Here is a 24,945-nt window from a genome sequence, read left to right on the forward strand (position 1 = left end):
CCCGAATGGGGGGCTAACAATAAAACAAGAGGAACGACAAATGCGGCAAACCATGCGGTATGGACAGCTCGCTCGGCTCAGTTTGATCAGCGCCTTCCTGATGTTGGGTGCATGCAAGTTCGGCGGAGGCGGTGGTGGCGGCAGCGACCCTGCCCCGCCCCCCACCGGCTACAAGGCCACCATTGAACGCACCACCTATGGCATTCCGCATATCACCGCCGATGATTTCGCCGGCGCGGGCTATGGCCACGGTTACGCTATTGCCGAAGACAATCTGTGCGTACTGGCCGACGCCTTTCTGACCTTCCGTGGTGAGCGGTCAGCGCATTTCGGCCCGGAACAACCCGCTGCCCCCATGAGCACCTTCGGTTCGCCGCCCAATCTGGAGGCCGACTTCTTCTTCCGCTTCGTGGTTGACGACCACACAGTGGAAAAATTCAAGGACGCCCAATCAGCAGATGTACGCGAGCTGCTGCACGGTTTTACCGCTGGTTACAACCGCTATGTCAGGGAGATTCAAGAGGGTCAGCATGCAGGTCGCCACGCCACCTGCCGAGATCAGCAATGGCTGACGAGTGTCACCGCAGACGATCTCATGCGCCGCCTGATAGCCCTGAACCTTGCTGCCAGCAGCGCCAACTGGGTGGAAGAGATCACCAGTGCGCAGCCACCCGGCGCGGCAGCGGCAACTCAGCGGATGCGCCGCGCAGTTCCGGATCCGGAGCTCGACCCGGAGCGATTCAGACTGGGCCGTCATGGCGAGATCGGCAGCAACACCTTTGCCTTCGGTAGTGACACCACCGAATCCGGCGGCAGCCTGCTGCTTGCCAACCCTCACTGGTACCACCTGGGCATCGATCGTTTCTACCAGTTGCACATGACCATCCCCGGCAAACTGGATGCGGCCGGCGCATCCATCATGGGCTCACCGATGATTCAGATGGGCTTCAATGATGATATTGCCTGGGCGCATACGGTCTCCACGGCTTACCGCTTTACCCTGTATCAATTGCAGCTCGCCGACGGCGACCCCACCCGCTATATCCAGGACGGCGAGGAGCACGCGCTGGAGACTGTCGACCTCACCGTTCAGGTCAAACAGGCGGACGGCTCCCTGGTACCGGTGTCCCGAACCCTGTACCGCTCGGTATATGGACCTATGATCAATCTGGCCGGCATGGGGTTGCCCGACTGGAACGAGCAGACTGCGTTTACCCTGCGCGACATCAATCTGGAGAACACCCGCGGCTTCGAGAACTTCTTTGCCTGGAACCAGGCCGAGTCGCTGACCGATTTCTATGACATAGCCCGGCAATACGTCGGCATACCCTGGGTCAATACCACCGCCATCGGCCGGGGCGATGACCGGGCGCTGTATTCCGACATCACCGCCGTGCCCAACGTACCGGACAGCATGCTCCCCGGCTGCCTGGCCAATCCGCTGGGCTACGTGGTCATCGAGGCGGTACCCGGCCTGCCGCTGCTGGACGGCAGCCGCACTGAATGCGACTGGCGCACCGACGGCGATTCGCGGCAGCCCGGCGCCTTCGGCCCCGACAACCTGCCCAGCCTGTTCACCACCGAGTACGTGGCCAACATGAATGACAGCTACTGGCTGAGCAACCCGGAGCAGCCCCTGACCGGGTTCGACGGCATCATCGGACGGGAGGATTACCGGCAGACCCTGCGCACCCGCATGGGCCATACGCTGGTGCGCGAGCGGCTGGCCGGGACCGACGGGTTGAACGGCAACCTGGCCAGCAGCGAGAACATTCGCGAGATCGCCCTCAACAGTCGGGTCTACAGCGCCGAACTGCTGAAAGATCAGGTTCTTGCCAGCGTCTGCCAGGACGGCGCGCCAGACGCCGAGCAGCAGGCCTGCGAGATTCTCGCCCGTTGGAACGATACCGGTGAACTGGACGCCGTCGGCGCGCACATCTGGACCGCATTCTGGAACGCGCTGGCGACCCAGGAGGTGGATATCTACGCGACCCCCTTCGACCCCGCCGATCCGATAAACACCCCGGCAGGCCTGAGCGCCAGCTCCGAGGTGCAGACCGCCGTACGCGAGGCGTTCAGCACCGCGGTAGCTGAGCTAGTCGAAGCGGATATCCCGCTGAATGCCAGACTCGACGACATCCAGTATTTCCTCAAACCAGGAAGGGAGATTCCGCAGTACGGCGGTGAAGGCGCCGAGGGCTATTTCACCGTGCTGCGCAATACCTACATGCACGTGGTGGACTTCCCCGAAGGCGAGCCCGTGCGCGCCTATACATTCCTGAGCAACGCCCAATCCACCGACCCTGCCAGCCCGCATTACGCGGACTACACCGAAGCCTACTCGGACAAGAACTGGCACCGCCTGCCCTTCACCCGCACGCAGATCGAAGCTGAACGCCTGTCCAGCATCGACATCAGCGAGTAAGGCCCCCTGGCTGCGAGGCACTCCTCCAGTGCCCCGCAGCCCCCGGCCCCACACAGCCGCTAGCCACAGCCAAGCGCAGTCCGTATAATCCGCCACTGCTGTAAATAAGTGGGCCTATAGCTCAGTTGGTCAGAGCAGTCGACTCATAATCGATTGGTCGTAGGTTCAAGTCCTACTGGGCCCACCATTCCCTTCGGTCGCGCAAGACCCCATGGGACTATTCCCGCCCGAAATCAGAGATTCGGGCGTTCCAGCGGCGCAAAGCCGCTTCGTGAAACCCGCTTCCACCCTACTGGGCCCTCCATTTCTCCGATAAACGCGCGACACGAATTCTCCCGTCATACGATCGGTATCGCCCGCACTAAACCACCCTACCCTGTGCCCGTCGCTGCAGCTCAAGCCACGCAATTGGACAATGAGCCGAATACGGGTTTTAATCGGCTCACTACATGAGCCGAATAGATCCGCTAACTGGCTCACACTCAGGTGGTTCATGAATCAATCGACTTGGATCTGGCAGCATCCCGACTGGCCGCGCTTCACCTGGCAGGCAGAGCCATTGGCTCCGCTCCTGCGCGCGTGCGGTACAGCACAAGGTCGCTTGCTGGGCATGCTGGGGGCGGTAGATGGGGATAGTGAGGCGCAGAGCAGCCTGGATGTCATGCTGCAGAACATCATTACCTCATCAGCGATCGAAGGTGAGCAGCTCAATGTGGGCTCGGTGCGCTCATCGCTGGCGAAGCGGCTGGGCGTCGTTGAACAGGGCCGCACCACTGCCCGTTCGGAAGGCCTGGCCGAACTATTGCTGGATACCACTCAGGCCCATCAGCAACCATTAAGCCTTGAACGCCTGTTTACATGGCACCGCTGGCTTTTCCCCAACGACGACTCGTTATTCAGTCGCCCGCTGCTGATCGGCACCTTGCGTGGAGATGAGCCCATGCAAGTGGTATCAGGCCGCATCGACCGCCCAACCGTGCATTTCGAAGCGCCGCCGCGTGCAGGTCTGGATCAGCAACTGGAAGAGTTCCTGGCCTGGTTTGAAGCTAGCCGCGCCGATTCAAACCTCGATCCTTTCCTACGCGCTGGTGTTGCCCATTTCTGGTTCGTGACACTCCACCCATTTGATGATGGAAATGGCCGCCTGACACGCGCTATAACTGATCTAGCTCTGGCCCAAGGCGAAACCCAGGCCATCCGCTTTTACGCCATGTCATCGAGCATACTTGAAGACCGCGCGGGGTATTACCGCATCCTTGAAGCCAGTCAAAAAGGCAGCCTTGATATCACCGCCTGGCTGCAATGGTTTCTGGCCACCCTGCTAAAGGCTTTAGAGCAAGCTTTGGCCCGCATTGATCGGGTACTGGCTAAAGCCCGCTTTTGGCAAGCACATGGCAATCAGGGTTTGTTGCCTGAACAGATCAAAGTGCTTAACCGCCTCCTGGATGGGGGTGAACGCGGCTTTGAACACGGTATTAGCGCGGGCCAATATCAAGCGGTGGCCAAGGTATCCAAAGCCACCGCTACACGACATCTGAGCTATCTACTGGAAACAGGCTGTGTTGTTCGACTACCGGGCGGTGGCCGCAGTACCCGCTACCAGGTTAATACTGCCACCAAATCCCGATAATCAAATTGGAGCCCACAGATTCCCGCACTTAGCCCACCATCCAACTAGGCGATCAGCCAATTCCCAGCTAGCCTGCTATGACACCGGCGCCGGCCCGCCCTAACGCTGATAAGGAGTAGGTTTGTAATGAAAGCCAAACTGATGCTGCTGTTAAGCTGCCTGACGTTGTCCGCGCATGCGGTAGAGATAGGCGAACGGCTCGATATCTGGACCCTGCCCGACCAGTTCGACCAGCCGCTGCAACTGGACAACGAGGTGCGGGTCATCCTGGTCGCGGGTAGCCACGGTGCGGCCAAGCTGGTGGATGCCGCCATCAAGCATGAGCCCAAGGGATACCTGGAGGCGCGCCAGGCGGTCTATATCGCTGACATCACCCATATGCCGCGGATGGTCGCCAATCGGATACTGGTTCCCGCGATGCGGGACGCCAATTACCGGATCCTGCTGGATCGTGAAGGCGAGGTGGCCTCGCGTTACGATCCCAGCCGTGGCGAGGTGCTGTGGCTGGCGTTGGAAGACGGTACACTGCGCGAGCGCCGGCAGTTCAGCTCGGCGGACCAACTGAAGGAGGCGCTGGAGCAGCAGGCGCTCGCCGGCAATAGCCAACCGGACGGGGAAGCAACTCGCCCCGCTCCCTGACCACCAGGTAACTCCTGTCATGAACATTGCGATCAATACTGTCGTATTCCTGATCACCCTGGCCGGGATGGAAGCCTTTGCCTGGTATGCCCACAAGTACGTCATGCATGGCTGGGGCTGGGGCTGGCACAAGTCTCACCATGAGCCGCGCGACGGCTGGTTCGAGACCAATGATCTGTACGCCGTGGTGTTCGCGGGAGTGGCAATAGCGCTGATCGCGCTCGGCACGGCTGGCTGGCATCCACTGGAGTGGGTGGGGGCAGGAATGACCGCCTACGGTTTCCTGTATTTCCTGGCCCATGATGGACTGGTGCACCGGCGTTGGCCGTTCCGCTATGTGCCCCGTAGGGGTTACCTCAAGCGCCTATACCAGGCGCACCTGATGCACCATGCCGTGCAGGGCCGTGACGGCTGCGTATCCTTCGGCTTTCTGATCGCACCATCGACGGCCACCCTGAAGAAGCAGCTCAGGGCGCTACACGATGGGCCGCTTCACAAAACCACTAGCGAGGCCTCGGCCACAGAGCGCCGCGGGGCGTAGCCTGCAGTTGACGCGTGGCGAGTGCCAGCGCTGCGCCGCTGGTCACCAGTCGCAGCTTGTCCCATTTTGTGGTCGACACACGCTGGTCCCAGGCTGCAGCGCCCCGCTCCTTCACCTTGATGCCGATCTCCCGGTACACGCCGCGGGCGGTGGCAATCGCCCAGGCGGAGCGCAGGGGCAGCGCTGGCAGTCCCTGGCAGGCAGACAGGTAATAAGGCTCGGCCAGATCGACCAGCCGCCCCGCCAGTCTGGCCACCGCCTCCCGATGCCCGGGCAGAGCCAGCTCCTGTCTGGGTATACCCTCCTCGCTTAACCACTGGGCAGGCAGATAACACCGCCCTACCCTGGCGTCCTCCACGATATCCCGGGCGATATTGGTCAGCTGGAATGCCAATCCCAGATCACAGGCTCGATCAAGCGTAGCCTCCTCCTGGGCGCCCATGATGACCGCCATCATCAGCCCCACTACCCCCGCGACGTGATAGCAATACTCGAGGGTGTCATCGATCGTCTCGTACTGGCGCCCCTGCACATCCATGGCGAACCCCTGCAGGTGCTCCTGCGCATAGCGCTCGGGTATGGCGTGCCGTTGGGCTACCTCCTGCAAGGCAGCAAACGCGGGATTGGTCATCGGCTCGCCGGCGTAGGCCCGGCGTGTCAGCTCGACCAATTCAGCCAGCCGCTGTTCACTGCCGTCGCTGCTGCCAGGGGTTTGGCCGAAGCCCAGCTCCTGGCCATCGACCACGTCGTCGCAATAGCGGCACCAGGCATACAGCATCACCGCGCTGCGCCGCGTGGGTGGATCAAACAACCTGGCCGCTGCGGCGAAGCTTTTGGAGCCCACCTCGATGGTGCGGGTGGCGTGGTCGAGGAGTGCTTCGTTCATGGGTGAACCTACTCCAGCATGAGTTTGGCGGTGGCCTTGGCTGAGCCAACTACCCCCGGCACGCCAGCCCCCGGGTGCGTACCGGCACCTACCAGATACAGGTTGGGCAGCACCGCGTCGCGGTTATGCGGCCGGAACCAGGCACTCTGCGTCAGGATCGGTTCCAGCGAAAAGGCTGAACCCAGGTGCGCGTTGAGCTCGTCACGGAAATCCAGCGGCGTGAAGAAGCGGCTGGTCACCAGGTTCTTGCGCAGCCCCGGAATATAGTGCTCCTCCAGGTATTCCAGGATGCGATCGCGGTATCTTGGTCCTTCCACCGTCCAGTCGATGGGCGCGTTGCCCAGGTGGGGCACGGGCGCGAGCACGTAGTGGGCGCTGCAGCCGGGCGGTGCGAGTGATGGGTCGGTAACGCAGGGCGCGTGCAGATAGAGGGAAAAGTCATCCGCCAGGGCATCGTGCTTGAAGATCTCGTTGATCAATTCCCGGTAGCGCGGGCCGAAGCACACCGTATGGTGCTGCAGGTTATCGGGCACCTTGTTCAGCCCGAAATAGATGACAAACAGCGACATGCTGAAGCGCTTGGACTTGAGCGACTTGGCCTGGCTCACACCACGCGGCTCATGGCCGAGCAGACGCTCGTAGGTATGCACCACATCGGCATTGGAGGCCAGGGCATCGGCGTTGAAAACCCGGCCATCCTCAAGCCTTACCGCGCTGACCCGACCATCATGTACCTCGACCCGCGCCACCTCGGCGTTGAGCTCCAAGGTGCCACCCAGATCCTCGAACAGCCTGACCATGCCCTGCACCAGGGCACCCGTGCCGCCCCGGGGAAACCATACGCCCCATTGGCGCTCCAGCGCATGGATCAGTGTATAGATGGACGAGGTTTCAAAGGGGTTTCCACCCACCAGCAACGAATGAAAGGAGAAAGCCTGGCGCAGATGCTCGTCCTTGATGAAGCGCGACACCATGCTATACACGCTGCGCCAGGCCTGCAGCTTGGCCAGCTGCGGACCGGCAGCGACCATATCGCGAATGGTCAGGAAGGGCACGGTGCCGAGTTTGACGTAGCCTTCCTCGAAGACTGCCCGAGAGTAGGCCAGAAACTGGCGGTAGCCTTCGACGTCCCCCGGGTTACGCTCCCCTATCTGCCGCTCCAGCGCCGCCTGGTCATTGAGGTAATCGAAGGGCGGCGCATCCTCCCAGCAGAGCCGGTAGAAGGGCGTAACCGGCAGCAGCTCGACGTAATCGGCCATGGGCCTGCCGGCCAGCGCAAACAGCTCCTCCAGGGCGGACGGATCAGTGATCACCGTAGGCCCGGCGTCGAAGGTAAACCCTTGGTCCTCATACACATAGGCGCGGCCGCCGGGCTTGTCGCGCTTTTCCAGCACGGTCACCTGATAGCCCCCCGCCTGTAACCGGATGGCCAGCGCCAGGCCGCCGAAACCGGCGCCGATGACCACGGCGCGCTTACGTAGAGTCATGTACTGATCCTGATCTGCTGTGGATGGGTAAGCCGGGCCGCCTGGATGGCCTGCCCCACGGGCACGGGAGGCTTGCCCGAGACGATACGCAGCTTGTCCAGTGCGGTAAGGCGCCCGGCATAAAACCGACGGATAAGCCCTTCAGGCAGGCCGTAGAAACGCTGCATGACCTGCCAGCGATCGCCGGGCTCGCCGGCCAGAAACAGCATCCGGTTGAGCAGGCGGAAGAACCCCTGCCGGCGCCACTGCTGCTCGGCTGCAAGATGAATGACGCGGGATAACGCGGCGGCAGTGACGTCCTGCGACGCGGCAATACGCTCAGCCAGCCGCACGGCATGGGGCAGGGAATACCCGGTGGTCGGATGAAACAGTCCAGCACGCAGTCCGCTTACCGGTTGCCCCGCGTGGCCGAGCCAGAACGCCGAAAAATCCCCAGCGAGGGTGATGGGCAACACGCCCTGCTCCTCGCGCAGCACCTCGACGATCGACCAGCTCCGGGCCCGGGCATAGGCGCCAATATGCTCGCGTAACCGCACCGCGTCGATTGCCGGCCCGTCAACATAGTGGGTGTCTTCAATGAGCAGCGTATCGGCAGAAAACGGCAGGACGTAGACGAAACGATAGCCCTGCCCCTGCTCGACGCTTGCATCCATCAGGATCGGCTCGGTCAGCCCGTGGGGTTGGGCGAGGCGTACTTCCTGCCCGACAAAGGCCTGGAATCCCAGGGCCATGTTAGGGCTGGGCTGCGCACCGCGCCCGTCGATCACCGCGCCCGCCTCGAGAACCTCGCCGTTGGCCAGGGTTACCGTGGTGGGTGTCAGGCGCGTGATGCTGGCGCCGGTACGTACCTGCGCCGCCAGCGCCTGGCCCAAGACCCGAGCGAAGTCCTGCGCAGCGATACTCAGGTAGCCACCTGGCATCCGGCGTCGACGCGCCGGGAAGATCACGGTATAGGCGTCCCAGCGGTGACTGACCAGAGGCGCCAACCACCCATGCTGCGCCGGCGTCAGATCGCCATCGTGGAACGACCAGGTGTGATTGCCGCCGAGTCGTTCCCCCTGCTCCAGCAGCAGGATGCGCAATTCCGGCCGCTGTTGGTGCAGGCGCCAGGCAATCAGTCCGTTGGCCAGGCCGCCGCCGGCCAGGATGATGTCGTAATGCACGGTCAACGCGACCCCTCCGCCAGGACGGGGCGCCCGGTGCGCATCACCTGCTCAACGATATCGGCTGCGGCGGGTGTGCCTCCTGCGGCTTCCACCTCCGCGCCCAGGCGCGCCAGCCGTGGGGCAAAACTCGACTCAGTCAGCAGGCGCTGCAGCAGACCGCTCATGGCGCCACTGCGGCAAAAATGCGGCGCCGCCTTGAGTCCCACGCCTGCGTGACAAACCCGCGCGGCGACTCCCGCCTGGTCAAAGGCGATGGGCAGGGCAAGAATCGGCGTGCGGGCGGCCAGCGCGTCCATCACCGTGTTAAGTCCGCCATGGGAGATTACTGCATCAGCCCGCGCCAGGGCCGCACGCTGCGGTGCGAAATCCGTCACCCAGGTTGTGCCATGCCGTTCCAGCGCCCTGGCCTGTGCCGTGTTCAGTCCATTGCAGTGCGCCAGCAGCAGCTGTACATCAAGCCGGCGGCACGCCCGCGCGATACGCTTGAACAGGGCATAGCGCTGGCCCTGGAGCGTGCCGAGGGAGGCAAACACCAGCGGCCGGTCATCCGCCACCTCGTAAGGCAACGGCGGCTCGGCCTCGGTGCCAGTCCGCAGCGGACCGACATGATGAAAGTGTGCGGGCAATTCCGCACGCGGGAATTCGAAGCCCGGTACCGTCTGGCTGATCTGGGCGAGGGGGGACATGCATTGATGCAAGCCGTCCCGTGGCGCCAACCCCAGGGTAGATGCCTGTTCGGCGATAACCCGGCGATGCCGGCCCATCATCCAGTCGTAAACCCGGGCGCTGCCTTGGTAGAGCTGCCGGGAGCGCGCATCCGCGCCATAGGCCATCGGCATCACCGGCAAGGGGATACCGCGTTCACGATTTACCGGGAGGGCGCAGGCTACCGAAATGAACGGCAGGCCTGCGGCTTCGGCAACCAGGCCGCCCGCCGCCTCCATCTGGTCGCAGATAAGGGCATCGATGTGCAAGGTCCTCAACACCGGCGGCAGTTCCCGACAGAGCATGTCGGTGGTGCGCGCCATATCAGCGATCAGGCGCAGCAGACCAAACGGGCCGCCCGGATTGGCGGCGCAGCGCAGCGTCGCAGCCAGGCTGCCAGCAGGATGCGATCGCAATCCCACAGCGTGGAAGCGTATCAGGGGCGAATCCAGCCAGGCTACGGCGTCCTGCTGATGAATGAAGGTAACCTGATGCCCACGTTTGACGAGCTCCAGGCCCAACGCTTGCAGGGCGCGAAAATGGCTGGGTAATGCCGGCGCAACGACGGCGAGATGACTCATTCCAGGCGTACACCGTCAAGATGCAATGGCGCCCGCCGCAGGGCAGCCAGATTGGCGCTGCCGGTACAGAAGCAGGCGATGCGCAACTGGCGGACAAGTACATCGAAATGCGCGATTACCGCCTCGGTGGACTGGGTAGCACTCTGCAGTACCGCTGCGGCCTGGCCGACCAGGTCTGCACCCAGGCGAATCGCCTTGGCCGCGTCCACACCGTTGCGAATCCCACCGGAGGCTATCAGGGGGGTGGTCGGCAGAGCCCGGCGGGCCTGTACTATCGCCTGCGTAGTGGGGATTCCCCAGTCAACGAAAGCCATGGCTACCTGGCGGTCAGCCTCGCTTGCGGCCCGTTCGGCTTCGACCAGGGCCCAGCTGGTGCCGCCGGCACCCGCCACATCAATCACCGACACCCCCACCTCCACCAACGACTGCGCCACCGAGGCGGAAATACCCGCCCCCACCTCCTTGACGACTACCGGTACCTGGCAACGCTGCACCAGTGCACCGATAGCGTCGAGCACCCGGCGCCAATCACGGTCGCCTCCGCCCTGGACCGCCTCCTGCAACGGGTTGAGATGAATGATCAGCGCATCGGCACCGATCATGTCCACCGCCCGGCGTGCCCAATCCATCGTGGAGCCGTCGGCCAGTTGAGCAGCCCCGATATTAGCCAGCAGGGGAACATCCGGAGCGAGAGTACGTAGCTCACCGGTCAGGCCATGGTCGATACCGGATTCGACAGCTACCCTCTGGGAACCTATCGCCAAAGCGATACCCAAAGCTTGGGCGGCTTCGGCCAGGTGGTGGTTGATGTATTTGGCCCGTGCCGCGCCGCCGGTCATGGAGCTGATGAGCAGGGGCGCCTGCAACGTCCTGCCCAGAAAGCGGGCACTGAGATCGATCGCATCCAGATGCAGCTCTGGCAACGCACAATGCTCGAACTGATAACGGGCGAACTGATCGCCGGTAGGCACAGGTGTCCTGCGCGAATCGAGCACGATGTCCAGATGGTCATTCTTGCGAATGACCAGATTACCGTCGCTCATATAAAGCGCAGCTCCCAGGAAGATTGAATATTTATGCGACCAACCTTATGCAAATTCCGATTGCCCTACTTTAATGCATAGGAGTGACACCCGAACTCAGCTGTGACCAATTACAGTTCAACAACCAGCAAGACGCAAACAAGAAGCCGGCCCGGGAGCCTATTCACCATGGATGAATTATCTGCCGCGGTCAGTTCTGCCAGTCACCGCGACTTCTCCGCAATCCGGACCCGGATCGATGCGCGCCTCGCCGAACTGCTACCTCGCGACGATTCCGGCCACCACCAGATCGGCAACGCCATGCATGCAGGCACCCTCCCCGCCGGCAAGCGCGTGCGGCCTATCCTGCTGGTCCTGGCCGCACAGGATCTGGGCCACGACTCTAACGCCCTTATCGACCTGGGTTGCGCCATTGAAATGATTCACGCCGGTTCGCTGATCGTGGACGATATGCCCTGCATGGATAACGCCTCCCTGCGCCGCGGCCAGCCAACCATCCACCGGCGCTTCGGCGAAGATATCGCGATACTGACGACGGTAGCATTGCTGTCCAAGGCGTTCGGCGTGGTGGCCTCGCTGGAGGCGGTCGACGCCGCTATCAGGACCCAGCTGGTTGCCTGCCTGGCGGAGGCCGTAGGGACGCAGGGCCTGGTCAGAGGCCAGTACGAAGATTTGCGCGAGGGCGCGCACTCTCGCTCAGCCAGGGCCATAGCAACCACCAATGAACTGAAGACCGGAGTGTTGTTTGGCGCCACGCTGCACATGGCTGGCCTGGTCGCCGGGGCCAGTGAGGGGCAGCAGCGCAGCCTGCGCCGTTTCGCCATCGAGCTGGGCCATGCCTTCCAGTTGCTTGATGACCTGACCGACGGCGAGCCGGATACCGGCAAGGATGCGGGCCAGGATACGGGCAAGTCGACGCTCGTGGCGTTGCTCGGGGTGGAGGTCACACGAAAACAGCTGATCAGACACTTGGCCCAGGCCGATGCCTGCCTGGCCGAGGTGTATGGCGCCGGCAGCCAGGTCAGCCGCTATGTACATCAGCTGTTCGCCAAAGCCCTGCCGTCGCTGCGGTAAGACAGCTGGCGCGTTACCTCACCGCGCCAATTCTGCCTGCCCCTCAGCCTGCGCCCCACCCAGCCGCCAGCTCATCACCAGCACGATCAACATGCCCACAACCATGCAGATCCATGCCGCCTGCAGCGAGGCCATGGTGTCGCGGATGACGCCTGCGAGCAGCGGCATCAGGGCCGCGATGGCGTAACCGCCACCCTGGACGAAGGCCAGCAGCGCGCCGGCCTTGGCTGGGGAGTCGGCGTGATCCAGGGTGACGATCAGGGACAGCGGGAAGAGTGCGCCAATGCCCAGGCCGAGCAGGATGATCGCTGGCAGCATCAGCGGCACGGGCGAAAGAATCAGGCAAGCCAGCCCCGCCAGCACCAGCAGAATGACCCCGGTCAGCAGTGGCCGACGATCCGGGAAGCGATGCACCAGGGATGACACAGCCAGGCCGGCCACCACTTCCATCGCCGAGAGCGCACCGAGCAGGTAGCCGGCGTGAACCGAGCTGAGCCCCAGATCGATGTAGTAGGCCGGCAACCAGGCAAGGGCGAGGGTATAGGCGCTGGTACCGATGCCGAAAAAGGCCAGCAGGAACCAGGCTCGCGAATTACGGTAGGGCAATACCACATGGTCCGCCGAATGCTGGCGTCCGCCGGCATAGCGCACCCAGGCAATCAGGGCGAGCAACGCGGGGACCAGCGCGACGCCCAGCACCAACCGCCAGCCACCGACGGTCGCGGCAGGCGCCGCGCCTGCCGCGGCAATCACCGCACCGCCCATGATGCCGGTGGTGAACAGCCCCATCAGTGAGCCGGCCCGCTCGGGATGATTGCGCTTGAGCCAGGCGGGCATCAGCGCCTGCACCATGGCGATCCCCGCCCCTGCCACCGCCGCCGAGACGATCAACCAGCCGCCGGAGTCGATGATGAAGCGCGCGGCGCTGGCCAGGGTGATCAACAGCATGCCGAGGGCGATCCCCCGCACCTCGCCTACCCAGCGCTGTAGCCACGGGCCGCCCAGCGCGCAGGCACCCATCAAGAACACCGGCAAGGTGGTCAGCAGGCTGGCCTGGGTGCTACTGAGCCCCAGATCCTGTTGCAGTATGTCCAGCAGCGGACCGATGGCGGCCATGATCGGCCGGAGATTGAAACCAATAAGCAGGGCAAGTCCCGCAATCAGCGAGTACCGGGGAGAGGTAGACATGAATTATTTCCAGGAGGGGGAACGCGGGCGCTATCTTAACATGCCCGGCGCCTGCTGCGGACCACTTGGCCATTGCACGACAGACCAGGGATGGGGCGCGTTGCAGCGCCCCCGGCTAGATACTGCACAAGGTGATGACGCCGGGACGGGACCCGCCCCGGCGTGCAGCTCACATTCAATCCAGCACTTTACTCTCTCCGGCATCAGACGGCGTCAACAACACATACAACGCCGGCACGACAAACAGCGCCAGCACCGATACCGACACCAGTCCGAAGATGATCACCAGGGTCAGCGGCCGGTAGAAGGGGCTGCTGACGGCCAGCGGTACCAGACCGACGATGGTGGTGACGGCAGTAGTCAGCAAGGGGCGCAGCCGGCGGGCAGAGCCGGCGGCGGCGGCTTCGGGGATGCTCATGCCTTCCTTGAGGAAGCTGTTCATGGTGTCGACCATGATGATGCCGTTGTTGATGGCGATGCCGATCAACGACACCAGGCCGATCATGGCGAAGAAGGAGAAGGTGATATCGAACGCCCAGAAGCCGAGGGCGGAGCCGATGATGGCCAACGGCATGGTCGCGAAGATGATGAAGGCCTGGCGGAAACTGCTGAACAGGATCACCAGCACACCGACCACCAGCACCACCGCGATCACCAGCGCCAGCAGTGCCGAGGAGAAGGTCTCCGTGGTATCCGCCGCTTCGCCGCCGACCACGGCGCGATAGGCCGAGGGCCAGCGCTGCTGCATCTGGTCCAGCTGCGGCTGCACTTCAGCGAACACCTCGCTGACCGTGCGCCCCTCGTTCTTGGCCATGACCGTGAGTGCACGCTCACCGCCGACGTGGGAAATGGCAATGGCCGACTCGGACTGGGTAGGGCTGAGCAGCTGCTGCATGGCAATCGAGCGCCCGTCCTGGGTAAAGGCACGTACCCGCGCGAGCTCCTCGGTGCTGCGCGGGCCGCCGGCTTCACCTGGGCGGCTGGGCCATTCGGTGCCCAGGCGGATGTCGATATTGTCATCGCCATCGGCGGTGACAAAGGTGCCGACCTCATCGGAGCTGAAGGCGATGCGCAATTGCGAGGCCAGGTCACCATGGTCGATGCCGAAGAAGTTGGCCGCCTCGCGGTCGGGCTGTAGGGCCAGCTGCGGTTTGAGCATGCCGATATTATCGCGCACATCGACCACGCCTGCGGTTTGCGCCAGCAGTGTCTGGACCTCGCGGGACAATCCCAGCAGGGTATCCATGTCGGGGCCGATCAGCTGGATCTCGATCGGGTCGCCCATGCTCGGGCTGCTGGATTCCGGCACTACCAGCAATTGCGCTGCGGCGACGCGCTCTTCGAGATAGGCCGCCAGTTCGCGGCGCAGCTCATCCGCCAGCTCGTAGGACGGCGCGTCGCGCTCTTCAAGGGGGCGGAAGATCGCCGAAAAGCCGATGAAATTCTCCGCTTCGCTGGGCTGCAGGTTGGAGGCCATCGAGCCGGCGGCGAAGGGGCTCTTGAGCCCGACCAGTTTGACCACACTCTGGAAATATGGCTTGTCCCGCAGGATGGCACCGATCTCGTCGGCCACCGCCTGGGAGGTTTCCAGCTGGACGGTGGGTGGCAGCTCGATATTGATCCCCAGGCGTTCGCCGTCCGTAGGCGGGAACAGCTCGATCCGGGCCTGGGTAAAGGCCCACATCGACAGGACAAACAGGGCAATCGCACCGACCACCCAGAGACCGGATTGCCGGCGGCCGCGCACGACCCAGCGGCTGTTCCAGTTTTCCAGCCCATTGACCGCGCGGCTTGCCACCCGGTCCGAGAGCCCCTGCCGCTTGGGGTCGGCAGCCTTGCGCTGCTTGCCCAGCAGACTGCGGGCCAGCGGCAGGGTGCAAAGCATGGCGACGATAAACGACAGGATAAGGCAGACCACGGTGGTGGTCGGCAGCACCCGGATGAATTCGCCCACGGTGCCGCTGATCGACATCAGCGGCGCCAGCGCGAGGATGGTGGTCAACTGGGCCGCAAAGGCCGGCATGGCGTAACGTTTGACCGTCGCCAGCACCGCCTGGCCGAAGGTCTTGCCGCCGTTGTAGATCTCGTCGTGCAAGCCTTCGAGCAGGATGATGAAGACGTCGACGATCATCACCAGGGCAATGACCATGCCGATGACCACCAGCTCGTTGAGGGTGTAGCCCATCAACAGGAGGATCAGCAGCACGCCGGCGAAGGTGACCGGCACCGACAACCCGGCGAGAATGGCCTCGCGCCAGGCAATGGTCAGTAGCAGGATGACGAATACTACCGCCATGGTCTGCAGGGCGCTGACAAAGACCTCCCCCAGCGATTCCATGATCTGGTCTGCTTCGTCCTGAATGATGCTGTATTCCAGGCCAGAGGGCCAGGCGCCCTCCTCCTGCATCCGCGCCAGCGCTGCGTGCAGACTTGCCACCAGGCTCACCGTATCCGCCCCGGGGCTTTTGCGCACTGACAGCTCCAGCGACTCGGCGTACTCTTCGCCATTGGCACTGAAGAAAGCGCGGGAGGTTTCGGTTTCCTGCATGCGGCGCACCGAGGCAACCTCGTCCAGCCGCACCGGGCGGTCAGCACCGGGACCACTCAGCCGGGCTATCGGCAGGGCGCGCAGGTCGTCGACATCACGAAAGCGCCCTTCTAGCCGCACCACTGCACCGATATCGTCGCTGCGAATTTCACCGAAGGGCTGTTCCACGTTGGCTTGCTGCACCGCGTTGCGTACCGCCGAGGGTGACAGCCCCAGCGCCAGCAAGCGGTCCGGGCGCAGTAATATCTGCACGATTTCCTCGCGCTCGCCCCCGATGTTCACTTCCTTGACGCCGGTGATCCGCTCCAGCACATCCTGGATGCGCCGGGCCTGATGGTTCATGGTTGCCGAGCCGGCATCCCCGTGCAGGGTGAAGGTCAGGATCGGCCGGTCATCGACCGACGCCTGCTCGATCTGCGGCCGCTCCACATCTGCCGGGAGTTCCGCCTCCGCGTCGGCCACCGCGGCGCGCAGCCGGGTCATGGCGTCCACTGGATCGGCCGAGGCATCGAACTCGACGGAGATGACCGAAAAGGAGTCATAGGATGCGCTGTCGACCTTGCGCACCCCTTCCAGGGTGGTGACCTCGTCTTCGATGAAGTCGGTAACCTGCTCCTCGATGGTGCGCGGATCGGCCCCGGGCCAGGCGGTAGTGATGGTGGCCTGGGGGATGTTCAGGTCCGGCAGGGATTCCTTGACCAGCTGGGTGTAGGCCATCAGCCCGCCGAGCACCAGGGTGATCAGCAGCAGGATGCCGAAGATCGGCTGGAGGAAGAAAAACCGCGCCAGCGGGTGCGCCGAGCGCACCTCTTCGCTTTCCCTGCGGGGCGCATCCGGCAGAGCGTCATTGGGCTGCTCGGTGCGGCTCATTCGGACGCCCCGGCGGTTTCCAGAATACGTACACGCTGGCCATCATAGAGCGCCGCGCGCCCGTCGCTTACCACCAGCTCGCCCTCTTCAACCCCGTCGATAACCGCCCGGTAGGCGCCGGCCTGCTGGCCTACTTCGACCCGCCGCTCATTCACCCGACCGCTGGCCTTGTCCACCACGAACAGGAAGGCCTGGTCGTTGCGGTAGCGCAACACGTCCAGCGGTACCGCCAGGCTGTCCTGCAGCGCGGGCAGGGCAATCCAGACCGGAACGAATTCGCCGTCCTGCAAGCGTGGGTTGTCACCTTCGCTATGCAATATGACCTCGAAGGTACGGGTTTCCGGATCCAGCGAGGGGCTGATGGCATGCACCCTGGCGGGCACCCGGTCGTCACCGACCAGCGGATCGACGTCACCACCCTGCACCGGCGGCTCCCCGCCGATCACCGCCCGGGCACCGCTCTCGACCTGGCGGAAATCGTAGGACGGCAGGTCCACCCGCACTTCGAAGCGGGTGGGGTCAATCACCAGCGCCGGCACGGTGCGCAGCGCGTTCTGCTCAGTGTTGGTCTGCACCACGCTGGGCATGAAGTACCGGCCCTTTTCGATGTTGAGGCGGGCCAGTACACCGTCGATCGGGGAGATCAGCCGTGACTCATCCACCGACAGTTGGGCCTGGGCCAGCTGGGCACGACTGTTGTCACGCACCGCCACGGCCTGCTCCACCTGGACGATGGCCTGGTCCAACTCCTGCTGGGAGGCGGAGCGTTGCTCGATCAGCGTCTCATAACGCTTGCGCGTCACGTTCGCCAGCCGCAGATTGGCTTCGGCTTCGGCTACCGCGGCCTTGGCCGCCTGCAGGTCGGCCTGCACCCGCTCGGGCGCCTGATGGGCAATCAGTTGGCCGGCTTTCACCGGACTGCCGACCCGCAAGTTGTCATCGATATAAGTGACCACGCCCTGCTGGGTAAAGGTGAGAAACTCCCGCTGCAGCGAGCGCGCCGTGCCCTGGCTGTACACCCAGGCCTGCAGGTCCCGATGTTCAACCGGTATCACCCTGACGCTCACCTGCTGGGCGCTGTCATTCTGCTGCGCTGTGGCGGCGGGCGGTTCGTTTGGCTGGGCTTGCTGCTCGTCACCGCCACAACCCAGCAGACCAAACAGACAGGCCATCCCGATGGCGCTCATACGACTCTTGTACATTATCTGGGCTCTTTTCGTGAGGGGGTGGACAAGCTGCCGGCGGCGACGGGCGTGACGGCGAGCACCGCGGGCGAGTCGGCTTCGAAGCCGCCACCCAGGGCCAGGTGCAGGGCGATGCGATTCTCGATGCGGGCATGGCGCGCGGTGATATGGGCGCTGCGTCCGTCCAGGGCGCGTTGCTGGCTTTCCAGCACGTTGAGGAAGGGGTCGATACCCTGCTGATAGCGGTTATAGGACACCCGCACCGCTTCTTCCGCCGCGGTGGCGGAACTGTCCAGTGCCTGCTCGCGGCGCGCCAGCAGGCTTTCAACGGCCAATCGGCTTTCTACTTCCGCCAGGGCATTCAAGGCGGTCTCGACATAGGCGCCCAGCGTCTCATCGCGCTGCCCCTCGACGGCATCGACCTGGGCGATCAACCGGCCGCCCTGAAAGATCGGCTGCACAATGCGCCCGCCGATCGACCAGACCAGGTTGCTGCTGTTGAACAGTTCGGAAAATTCGCTGCCGGAGTAGCCCCCCGAGCCGGTCAGGGAGAAGGACGGCAGGAAGGAGCGCTTGGCCGCTCCCAGCTGGTAGCCCGCCCCGATCAGCGCCAGCTCCGCCGCCCGCACATCGGGGCGGCGCATCAATAACTCAGCAGGTACGCCCGCCGCGGGCGCCGGAGCGACCTCGGGCAGCGTATCGCCCGTCTGCACCTTGCCGGCGGGGTAATGGCCCATCAGCACTTCCAGCTGGCGGATATTGAGCGCCAACGCCTCGCGGCGCTGCTCCAGCCCGGCCCGGGCCGATCCCAGATTGGCTTCGGCGAGCTGGCCGTCGGCCGGCGAGGCAATACCGACCGCGACCCGGTTATTGATCTGCCGGGACATCTCATCCAGCGCCTTGACCGTGTCTTCCGACAGCTTGACCTGGGCACGGGCGTGGGCCACATCGAAATACAGCTGGGTAATCTGCGCCGCTACCGATTGGCGCATGGCGCGCAATTGCTCGCCGCTGGCGAGAAAGTCCGCCCGCGCCGAGGCGCTCAACGCCGAAAGCCGGCCCCAGAGATCCAGCTCCCAGCTGATATCCAGCGCGGCATTGTGATTGTTGCTGAGGATGGCCATATCGCCGGCCAGATCCCCGAGCCCCATGCCCGACAGGTTCTGGCGCTGCCGGGTGCTGTTGAGCCCGATCCCGACCTGGGGCAAGGCGTCGGCGCCGGTGACGCGCACCTGCGCCTCGGCGATCCGCGCCCGGGCGATAGCCTGGGCCAGTCCTGGGTTGCGCAGCAGGGCGGTCTCGACAAACTGGTTCAGGCGGTCGTCGCCAAACTCGGTCCACCAGCGCTCGGCAGGGGTAAAGGCACCCGTGGGCGTGGCGGCGAAGGTGGCCGGCAGACTGAATGGCAGCTGCGGCTGCGCCGGCGGCGAGACGCGACAAGCTGCAGTGGTAACGGCCAGGCAAATGACAGTGGTACGCAGCAACGGCGTGCCCCAGCTCATGCGTTCTGGCTCTCCGGGGGTAACCCGAGCATGCTCATCCTTGCTCCCTTTGTATTGAAATACTTATCTATTTGTCCGTCGCCGCTTCGTAAAGTTACAGGCAGCCCGAGATAAAGTGCCTGTGATCAACGCCAGCGCCAGCGATCCCGCAGCCGCTGCAGGCGCGATCGGCCCAACTGTTCCTCGGGGCTGGGCCAGTGCGTCTTCTTGCTTTCGCACTGGACGATGCCGCTGGCGCCCAGGCGCAACCGCCAGCGCTGCGCCACGGTATGCGCCTGCCCCGGCTCGGTGAACAGCAGCAACACATTATAGTCGTGCTGCTTTTCGATGGGGTGGGCCTGGATCTCGGCGAAGGGCTCCGCTTCCTCGGCGCTCTTGAACAGCCGATTGCGCGTGGCCTGGATCATGTCGCACAACCGCTCGCAGTCCAGGCTCAGCCGCTCCTGGATCTTGTCGCGCTCCAGCGCGCCCTTCTCCAGCGTGAATACCGACCGGTAACAGATGATCTGCCGCTCCTCGTTGGTCGCCCATTTACCGGAGTGTTCCAATACCTCCTTGGGCAAGCCGGGCAGCTTGCGGAAATCGAGCCAGATCAGCTGCTGGGCCATGAGCTTCTTGGTGTAGGGCATCAGCAGGCGGATTTTCCAGCGCGGCTTGCCCTTGCGCAGCCACTTGGTGATGACGGTGATCATGTCGTCGCGCAGCAGGTCGCGTATCGCATAGACCGAGGCAATGCCGAGCAGCAATGCCAGGGACAGGTGTTGATTGCCATCCCGCGCATTGAACAGGAAGTAGGTGAACAACGTCATGATCAGCATGGTCGATGCGGCCTTGACCATCTTGCGGGTGCCCTCGCCCAGCTCGGTGACCTTGGAGCGCAGCAGTACCGGGTACTCCAGCAACCGGTGGTACAGGCTCATGCGGTTCCACACCCGCGTCGGATCGCCACGGAAGTCGCTCAGATACTCGTGTTCGCGGCGATGCCGGTACTCCTGCTGCAGAAACTCCTGGATGGCGGCAATAAGCTCCGGGTCCAGGTCGGCGTACCCGTCGAGGGTCATGCATTCGAGCAGGAACTGCTCGGCGTGCCAGGAAAAATAGATATCCAACTGCCGGAAGTAACGCCGTTGATTGCGCTGCTCCGGGAAGGTCCGGCGTAGCCGCTGGGCGAAGTTCTGGCTCAGCCGCAGGGCGCGCCGCAGCGGCTCCTCCGTCAGGCCGGCACCCTGGATCTGCTGACGCAGCCGGTCCATGGAGGCGCGGTACTGGAACAGCCAGGAACCGAACATGATCTCGTAATGGGGCGACAACAACGCGAAGGAACTGTCGGACTTGCTGACCCGGTCCTCGTCCGGCAGCCCGAGCAACCCAAAGCGGTGAGACAGACAGCTGGCGAAAAACTGCCGCTCGTCCAGCGTCCAGCTGGAGAAATCGTTCTCGTGGGGCGTGAACAGATACAGCTCGACCAGATAACGGCCCGGCTTTTTCAAGGTGCGGGTCAGCTGTACTCGATAGTCACCCTTGCGTTTCAACGAGAACACATTTCCTCCTATCAGCCCATGACCAACCGCATCGACCGCAACATGATTGCCGGAACAGTCACCTGTCCTGCGGCGTGCGATGCGCTCAATCCTAGCATGACCGGGCCGGCAGATGGCTGGCAGCAGCGGCGTGCGGGTTGTCACCGGCAGGGCAACCTGCGTTACCATGGCCCGCTCAATAATCAGCGTCCGGTGAACGGAGCGGCGCCCAGCTGTGACCTCAACCGCCGTACAAAAAAGAAGTGATGGGCTGCCATGCGTTTTTTCAGGGATCTTTCCGTATCGTCCTTCAGCGCCGGCTTTGTCGCCGTTCTGGTGGGCTTCACCAGCTCCGCTGCGCTGGTGTTCCAGGCTGCCAGCGATCTGGGTGCGACACCCGCCCAGATCGGCTCCTGGATGCTGTCGCTCTGCCTCGGGATTGGCGTCACCGGTATCTATCTGTCATGGCGCTTCAAGGCGCCCATCGTCACCGCCTGGTCGACCCCCGGGGCCGCGGTGCTGGTCACCGCCGCCTCCAGCGCCACCCTGCCGGAGGCGACGGGTGCCTTCGTGCTGTGCGGACTACTGATGGCAATGTGTGGTTTCTTCGGTTGGTTCGAAAGCATCATGCGGCGCATTCCGCCGGCGATCGCCGCGGGCATGCTGGCCGGTGTGCTGTTGCGCTTCGGCATGGCCGCCTTTGCCGCCCTGGAGACCGCCTTCACCCTGGTATTCCCGATGCTGCTCACCTACCTGCTGGCCCGCCGGCTGATCCCCCGCTACGCGGTAATGGCGCCCCTGGTAACCGGCATTGCCGTGGCGGCCGCCACCAACGCACTGGATTTCAGCGCCCTGAGCTTCTCCCTGACCACGCCCCAGTGGGTGACGCCAGCCTTCAGCGTGCAGGCGCTGATGGGTGTGGCTCTGCCGCTGTTTGCCGTCTGCGTGGCATCACAGAACCTGCCGGGGCTGGCGGTAATCCGCGCCGCCGGGTACCAGACCCCGTCCTCCCCACTGATTGGCTGGACCGGCGTGGCGACCTTGCTCTTGGCACCGTTCGGCGCGTTCGGCATCAACCTGGCAGCCATTACCGCCGCCCTCTGTACCGGCCCGGAAGCCCATGACGATCCCGCCAAACGGTACACTGCGGCCATCGTCTCAGGCCTGTTCTATCTGGTGGCCGGCATTTTTGGCGCGAGCATCGGCGCCCTGTTCCTGGCGTTTCCCAAGGAACTGGTCATGGCCATCGCCGGCTTCGCATTGATTAACACCATTGGCAGCGGGTTGGTGAGTGCCTTACAGGACGAACACCATCGGGAAGCCGCCATGGTTACCTTTCTGGTCACCGCGTCGGGCGTCACGCTGCTGGGTATCGCCTCGGCATTCTGGGGGATGATCGCTGGTGGGGCCGCCTTGCTGATATTGCAGACGCCCGGCCTGCAGCGGAGGCGGGCCGGCAAATCAATGACCCAGACGGCGGCGCGCGAGTCGGAAGAGTAGCACGCGCTGACAGACGCCCAATAAAAAACCCCGCCGAAGCGGGGTTTCGCAGAATAACGTCCTGACCATCATCCTTAACGCTGGTACTTCCTGTAGCGCAGTCCCTGTTCCCTATTGTGTTGCTCCGCTTCCTGCGTTGCGTCCTTGCAAAACCAATACTACGCAGGAGCCCGGGCGGTGCACATAGGTCATTACCGTCACGCTGTGTAAGTGTTTACGTACAGCGGTACAGACTGTCTCAGAATTGTGCCGAATCCAGTTCGAACAATACCTCACTGCCCGCCTGCACCGAGGCGCTCAGGGAGTGGATACGCGGCAACAGACGCTTGAAGTAGAAGCGCGCCGTCGCCAGCTTGGCCTGGTAGAAACCGTCACCATCCTGCTCGGCAGCCAGCGCAGCCTTGGCCATCCGCGCCCACATGTAGGCGTAGGCGGTGTAGCCAAAGGTATGCAGATACTCCACCGACGCAGCGCCGATTTCATTGGGATTCGTCTTGCTGTTGGCGATTACCTGGGCCGTCAGTTGCTTGAGGTTCTCCAGTGCCGCCTGCAGCGGCTGCACGAACTCACCCATCTCGGCCGCGCTGTTGGCGGCAATGAAGCCGTCGATCTCTTCGGCAAACACCTTGAAGAAGGCGCCACCGTTGGCGACCGTCTTGCGGCCCATCAGATCCAGCGCCTGGATGCCGTTGGTGCCTTCATAGATCTGGGCAATGCGCACATCCCGCACCAGCTGTTCCTGGCCCCATTCGCGAATATAGCCATGGCCACCCAGCACCTGCTGACCATGCACGCAGCTTTCAAAACCGACATCGGTAAAGAATGCCTTGGCCACTGGCGTCAGCAGCGCCACCAGATCCTCGCCTTTCTTCCTGATCTGCTCGTCAGCGGCAAACTTGCTGATATCCAGCTGCATGCCAACGTAAGTGGAGAAAGCACGGCTGCCTTCGGTCATGGCCTTCATGGTCAGCAGCATACGGCGCACATCAGGGTGCACGATGATCGGGTCCGCCGCCTTGTCTGGCTGCACGGCGCCGGTGGGCGCGCGGCTCTGGATGCGTTCACGGGCGTAGGCCACAGCGGTCTGGTAGGACGCTTCGGCGCAGCCGATGCCCTGGATGCCAATGGACAGGCGCTCGTAGTTCATCATGGTGAACATGGCATTCAGGCCCTTGTTCACTTCACCGATCAGGTAGCCCTTGGCGCCGTCGAAATTCATGACGCAGGTGGCCGAGCCCTTGATGCCCATCTTGTGTTCGATCGAACCGCAGCTGAGGCTGTTGCGCTCACCCAGGCTGCCATCTTCATTGACCAGGAATTTGGGCACCAGGAACAGGGAAATTCCCTTGGGGCCGGCCGGGGCGTCGGGCAACTTGGCCAGTACCAGGTGGATGATGTTCTCGGTCAGATCATGCTCGCCGCCGGTAATGAAGATCTTGGTCCCGGTTACGGCGTAACTGCCATCGGCCTCGGGCACGGCCTTGGTGCGGATGATGCCCAGGTCGGTGCCAGCGTGGGGCTCGGTCAGGCACATGGTGCCCGCCCAGGTGCCCGCGTACATGTTAGGCAGGTATTTCTGCTTGAGCTCTTCGCTGCCATGGGCATCCAGCGCCAGGGTGCTCCCGGCGGTCAGGGCGATATAGAGCGCGAAGCTGCTGTTGGCGCCGTAGATCATTTCCTCGACTTGCACGCCGAGCGTCTTGGGCATGCCCAGCCCGCCGTACTCAGGATTGCCGCCCAGCCCTACCCAGCCGCCTTCGGCGTAGGTGGTGTAGGCCTGCCGAAAGCCGGCGGGGGTAGTCACTTCGCCGTTGTTCCACACGGCACCCTCTTCGTCCCCGTTGCGGTTCAGTGGGGCGATGGTCTGGGAGGTGATCTTGGCCGCTTCTTCTAGCATGGCTTCTGCGGTGTCGGCATCAATGGCGCCATCCAGGCCGGGCAGGCTCTGCCACAGTTTATCGGCCTCAAAGGTTTCATTTAGAACGAAGCGGATGTCACGCAGGGGGGCTTGATACTCGGCCATGGGAACTCCTCAGTCAGTGTGCCGGCTCAACCGGGTCGATTCGGCGATTGTAGACCGAGAACTTTTCAAACGATAGCGTCTTGTTGTGACTTTCACCCCTGCTTTAGTCACACCCTCGCCAGACGGGGGTCGGGTTGGGATTTGCGATTGGGACGGATGGATTGTGCGGAGGGGCGGATGGATTGTGCGGAGGGGCGCAGGGTGCTTCCCCCTTTTCAGAACTCGCACCCGCCATCCCTGGCGCTCGTGTGCGTCCGTCCCTGGACGCACACGGTTCTGAAAAGGGGGAAGCACCCTACGCCCAGCGAGACTTGGTGTATTTGATGGGAAAAGCGGGTAGGAGCGGAAAGAGTCAATTAAATACGACGATAATCCACCCTCCTCAGGTGGTTTATACCCCGCCGCCAGTACCAGATTGATGGTTCTGGTGGGT

Annotated in this window: 18 protein-coding genes and 1 tRNA gene; 8 read left to right on the top strand and 11 right to left on the bottom strand. The window is 63.4% G+C overall.

The window, feature by feature from the left end:
- Nucleotides 1-40 precede the first annotated feature (40 nt).
- From VG99_RS06010 to VG99_RS06030, 5 genes are all read left to right on the top strand, one after another.
- The gene (locus VG99_RS06010) at nt 41-2,425 is read left to right on the top strand and encodes a penicillin acylase family protein (protein ID WP_044498832.1); all 2,385 of its coding nucleotides are present in this window, start codon (nt 41-43) and stop codon (nt 2,423-2,425) included.
- Nucleotides 2,426-2,535: 110 nt separating this feature from the next.
- A tRNA-Ile gene (locus VG99_RS06015) sits at nt 2,536-2,612 on the top strand.
- Between the two features lie 306 nt (nt 2,613-2,918).
- Nucleotides 2,919-4,055, top strand: coding sequence for a Fic family protein (locus VG99_RS06020; protein WP_044498833.1), 1,137 nt, complete (start codon nt 2,919-2,921; stop codon nt 4,053-4,055).
- Nucleotides 4,056-4,181: 126 nt separating this feature from the next.
- The gene (locus VG99_RS06025) at nt 4,182-4,694 is read left to right on the top strand and encodes a hypothetical protein (RefSeq protein ID WP_044498835.1); all 513 of its coding nucleotides are present in this window, start codon (nt 4,182-4,184) and stop codon (nt 4,692-4,694) included.
- Between the two features lie 19 nt (nt 4,695-4,713).
- Nucleotides 4,714-5,235 carry a sterol desaturase family protein gene (locus tag VG99_RS06030; protein ID WP_044498836.1) on the top strand — a complete coding sequence of 174 codons (522 nt, stop codon included), beginning with the start codon at nt 4,714-4,716 and terminating at the stop codon, nt 5,233-5,235.
- Here the strand turns inward: VG99_RS06030 and crtB are convergent.
- The 5 genes from crtB to fni are packed head-to-tail and all read right to left on the bottom strand — an operon-like array spanning nt 5,198 to nt 11,103.
- Nucleotides 5,198-6,121: a 15-cis-phytoene synthase CrtB gene (gene crtB / locus VG99_RS06035; protein WP_044498838.1), complete on the bottom strand. Its 924-nt coding sequence runs from the start codon at nt 6,119-6,121 to the stop codon at nt 5,198-5,200. The two genes, VG99_RS06030 and crtB, sit on opposite strands and share 38 nt — an antisense overlap.
- 8 nt (nt 6,122-6,129) lie before the next feature.
- On the bottom strand, nt 6,130-7,608 hold the full coding sequence (locus tag VG99_RS06040; protein ID WP_044498839.1) for a phytoene desaturase: 1,479 nt from the start codon (nt 7,606-7,608) through the stop codon (nt 6,130-6,132).
- A complete protein-coding gene (gene crtY, locus VG99_RS06045) occupies nt 7,605-8,777 on the bottom strand; it encodes a lycopene beta-cyclase CrtY (RefSeq protein ID WP_204216691.1) in 1,173 nt (390 codons plus the stop codon). Before crtY ends, VG99_RS06040 begins: the two co-directional genes overlap by 4 nt.
- Nucleotides 8,774-10,060 (bottom strand): glycosyltransferase, encoded by a 1,287-nt coding sequence (locus VG99_RS06050; RefSeq protein ID WP_044498840.1) that lies wholly within the window; start codon nt 10,058-10,060, stop codon nt 8,774-8,776. The genes crtY and VG99_RS06050 overlap by 4 nt, the downstream gene beginning before the upstream one ends.
- Nucleotides 10,057-11,103 carry a type 2 isopentenyl-diphosphate Delta-isomerase gene (gene fni / locus VG99_RS06055; RefSeq protein ID WP_044498841.1) on the bottom strand — a complete coding sequence of 349 codons (1,047 nt, stop codon included), beginning with the start codon at nt 11,101-11,103 and terminating at the stop codon, nt 10,057-10,059. Before fni ends, VG99_RS06050 begins: the two co-directional genes overlap by 4 nt.
- A 168-nt stretch (nt 11,104-11,271) precedes the next feature.
- On the opposite strand from fni, the gene VG99_RS06060 reads away from it, so the two are divergent.
- Entirely contained in the window at nt 11,272-12,177 is a 906-nt protein-coding gene (locus tag VG99_RS06060; protein WP_044498842.1) for a polyprenyl synthetase family protein, read from the top strand.
- Nucleotides 12,178-12,195: 18 nt separating this feature from the next.
- Here the strand turns inward: VG99_RS06060 and VG99_RS06065 are convergent, their stop codons facing one another.
- The 5 genes from VG99_RS06065 to VG99_RS06085 form a co-directional block, all read right to left on the bottom strand.
- Nucleotides 12,196-13,365, bottom strand: coding sequence for an MFS transporter (locus tag VG99_RS06065; protein WP_044498843.1), 1,170 nt, complete (start codon nt 13,363-13,365; stop codon nt 12,196-12,198).
- Between the two features lie 175 nt (nt 13,366-13,540).
- Nucleotides 13,541-16,783, bottom strand: a complete 3,243-nt coding sequence (locus tag VG99_RS06070; RefSeq protein ID WP_052508710.1) for an efflux RND transporter permease subunit — start codon at nt 16,781-16,783, stop codon at nt 13,541-13,543.
- The gene (locus VG99_RS06075; RefSeq protein ID WP_044498844.1) at nt 16,780-17,985 is read right to left on the bottom strand and encodes an efflux RND transporter periplasmic adaptor subunit; all 1,206 of its coding nucleotides are present in this window, start codon (nt 17,983-17,985) and stop codon (nt 16,780-16,782) included. Before VG99_RS06075 ends, VG99_RS06070 begins: the two co-directional genes overlap by 4 nt.
- A complete protein-coding gene (locus tag VG99_RS06080) occupies nt 17,985-19,469 on the bottom strand; it encodes an efflux transporter outer membrane subunit (protein ID WP_044498846.1) in 1,485 nt (494 codons plus the stop codon). The genes VG99_RS06075 and VG99_RS06080 overlap by 1 nt, the downstream gene beginning before the upstream one ends.
- Before the next feature lie 125 nt (nt 19,470-19,594).
- Nucleotides 19,595-21,010: a hypothetical protein gene (locus VG99_RS06085; protein ID WP_044498847.1), complete on the bottom strand. Its 1,416-nt coding sequence runs from the start codon at nt 21,008-21,010 to the stop codon at nt 19,595-19,597.
- 18 nt (nt 21,011-21,028) lie between these two features.
- Between VG99_RS06085 and VG99_RS16025 the strand changes: the two genes are divergently transcribed.
- Both VG99_RS16025 and VG99_RS06090 read left to right on the top strand, forming a co-directional pair.
- Complete coding sequence (locus VG99_RS16025) at nt 21,029-21,256, top strand: hypothetical protein (protein WP_158023882.1); 228 nt, start codon at nt 21,029-21,031, stop codon at nt 21,254-21,256.
- Nucleotides 21,257-21,265: 9 nt separating this feature from the next.
- On the top strand, nt 21,266-22,489 hold the full coding sequence (locus tag VG99_RS06090) for a benzoate/H(+) symporter BenE family transporter (protein WP_044498848.1): 1,224 nt from the start codon (nt 21,266-21,268) through the stop codon (nt 22,487-22,489).
- A gap of 238 nt (nt 22,490-22,727) precedes the next feature.
- On the opposite strand, the gene VG99_RS06095 is transcribed toward VG99_RS06090, so the two are convergent.
- A complete protein-coding gene (locus VG99_RS06095) occupies nt 22,728-24,512 on the bottom strand; it encodes an acyl-CoA dehydrogenase C-terminal domain-containing protein (RefSeq protein ID WP_044498849.1) in 1,785 nt (594 codons plus the stop codon).
- Nucleotides 24,513-24,945: the final 433 nt, after the last annotated feature.

This window comes from Pseudomonas saudimassiliensis (assembly GCF_000939975.1).
Classification (GTDB): Bacteria; Pseudomonadota; Gammaproteobacteria; order Pseudomonadales; family Pseudomonadaceae; genus Halopseudomonas; species Halopseudomonas saudimassiliensis.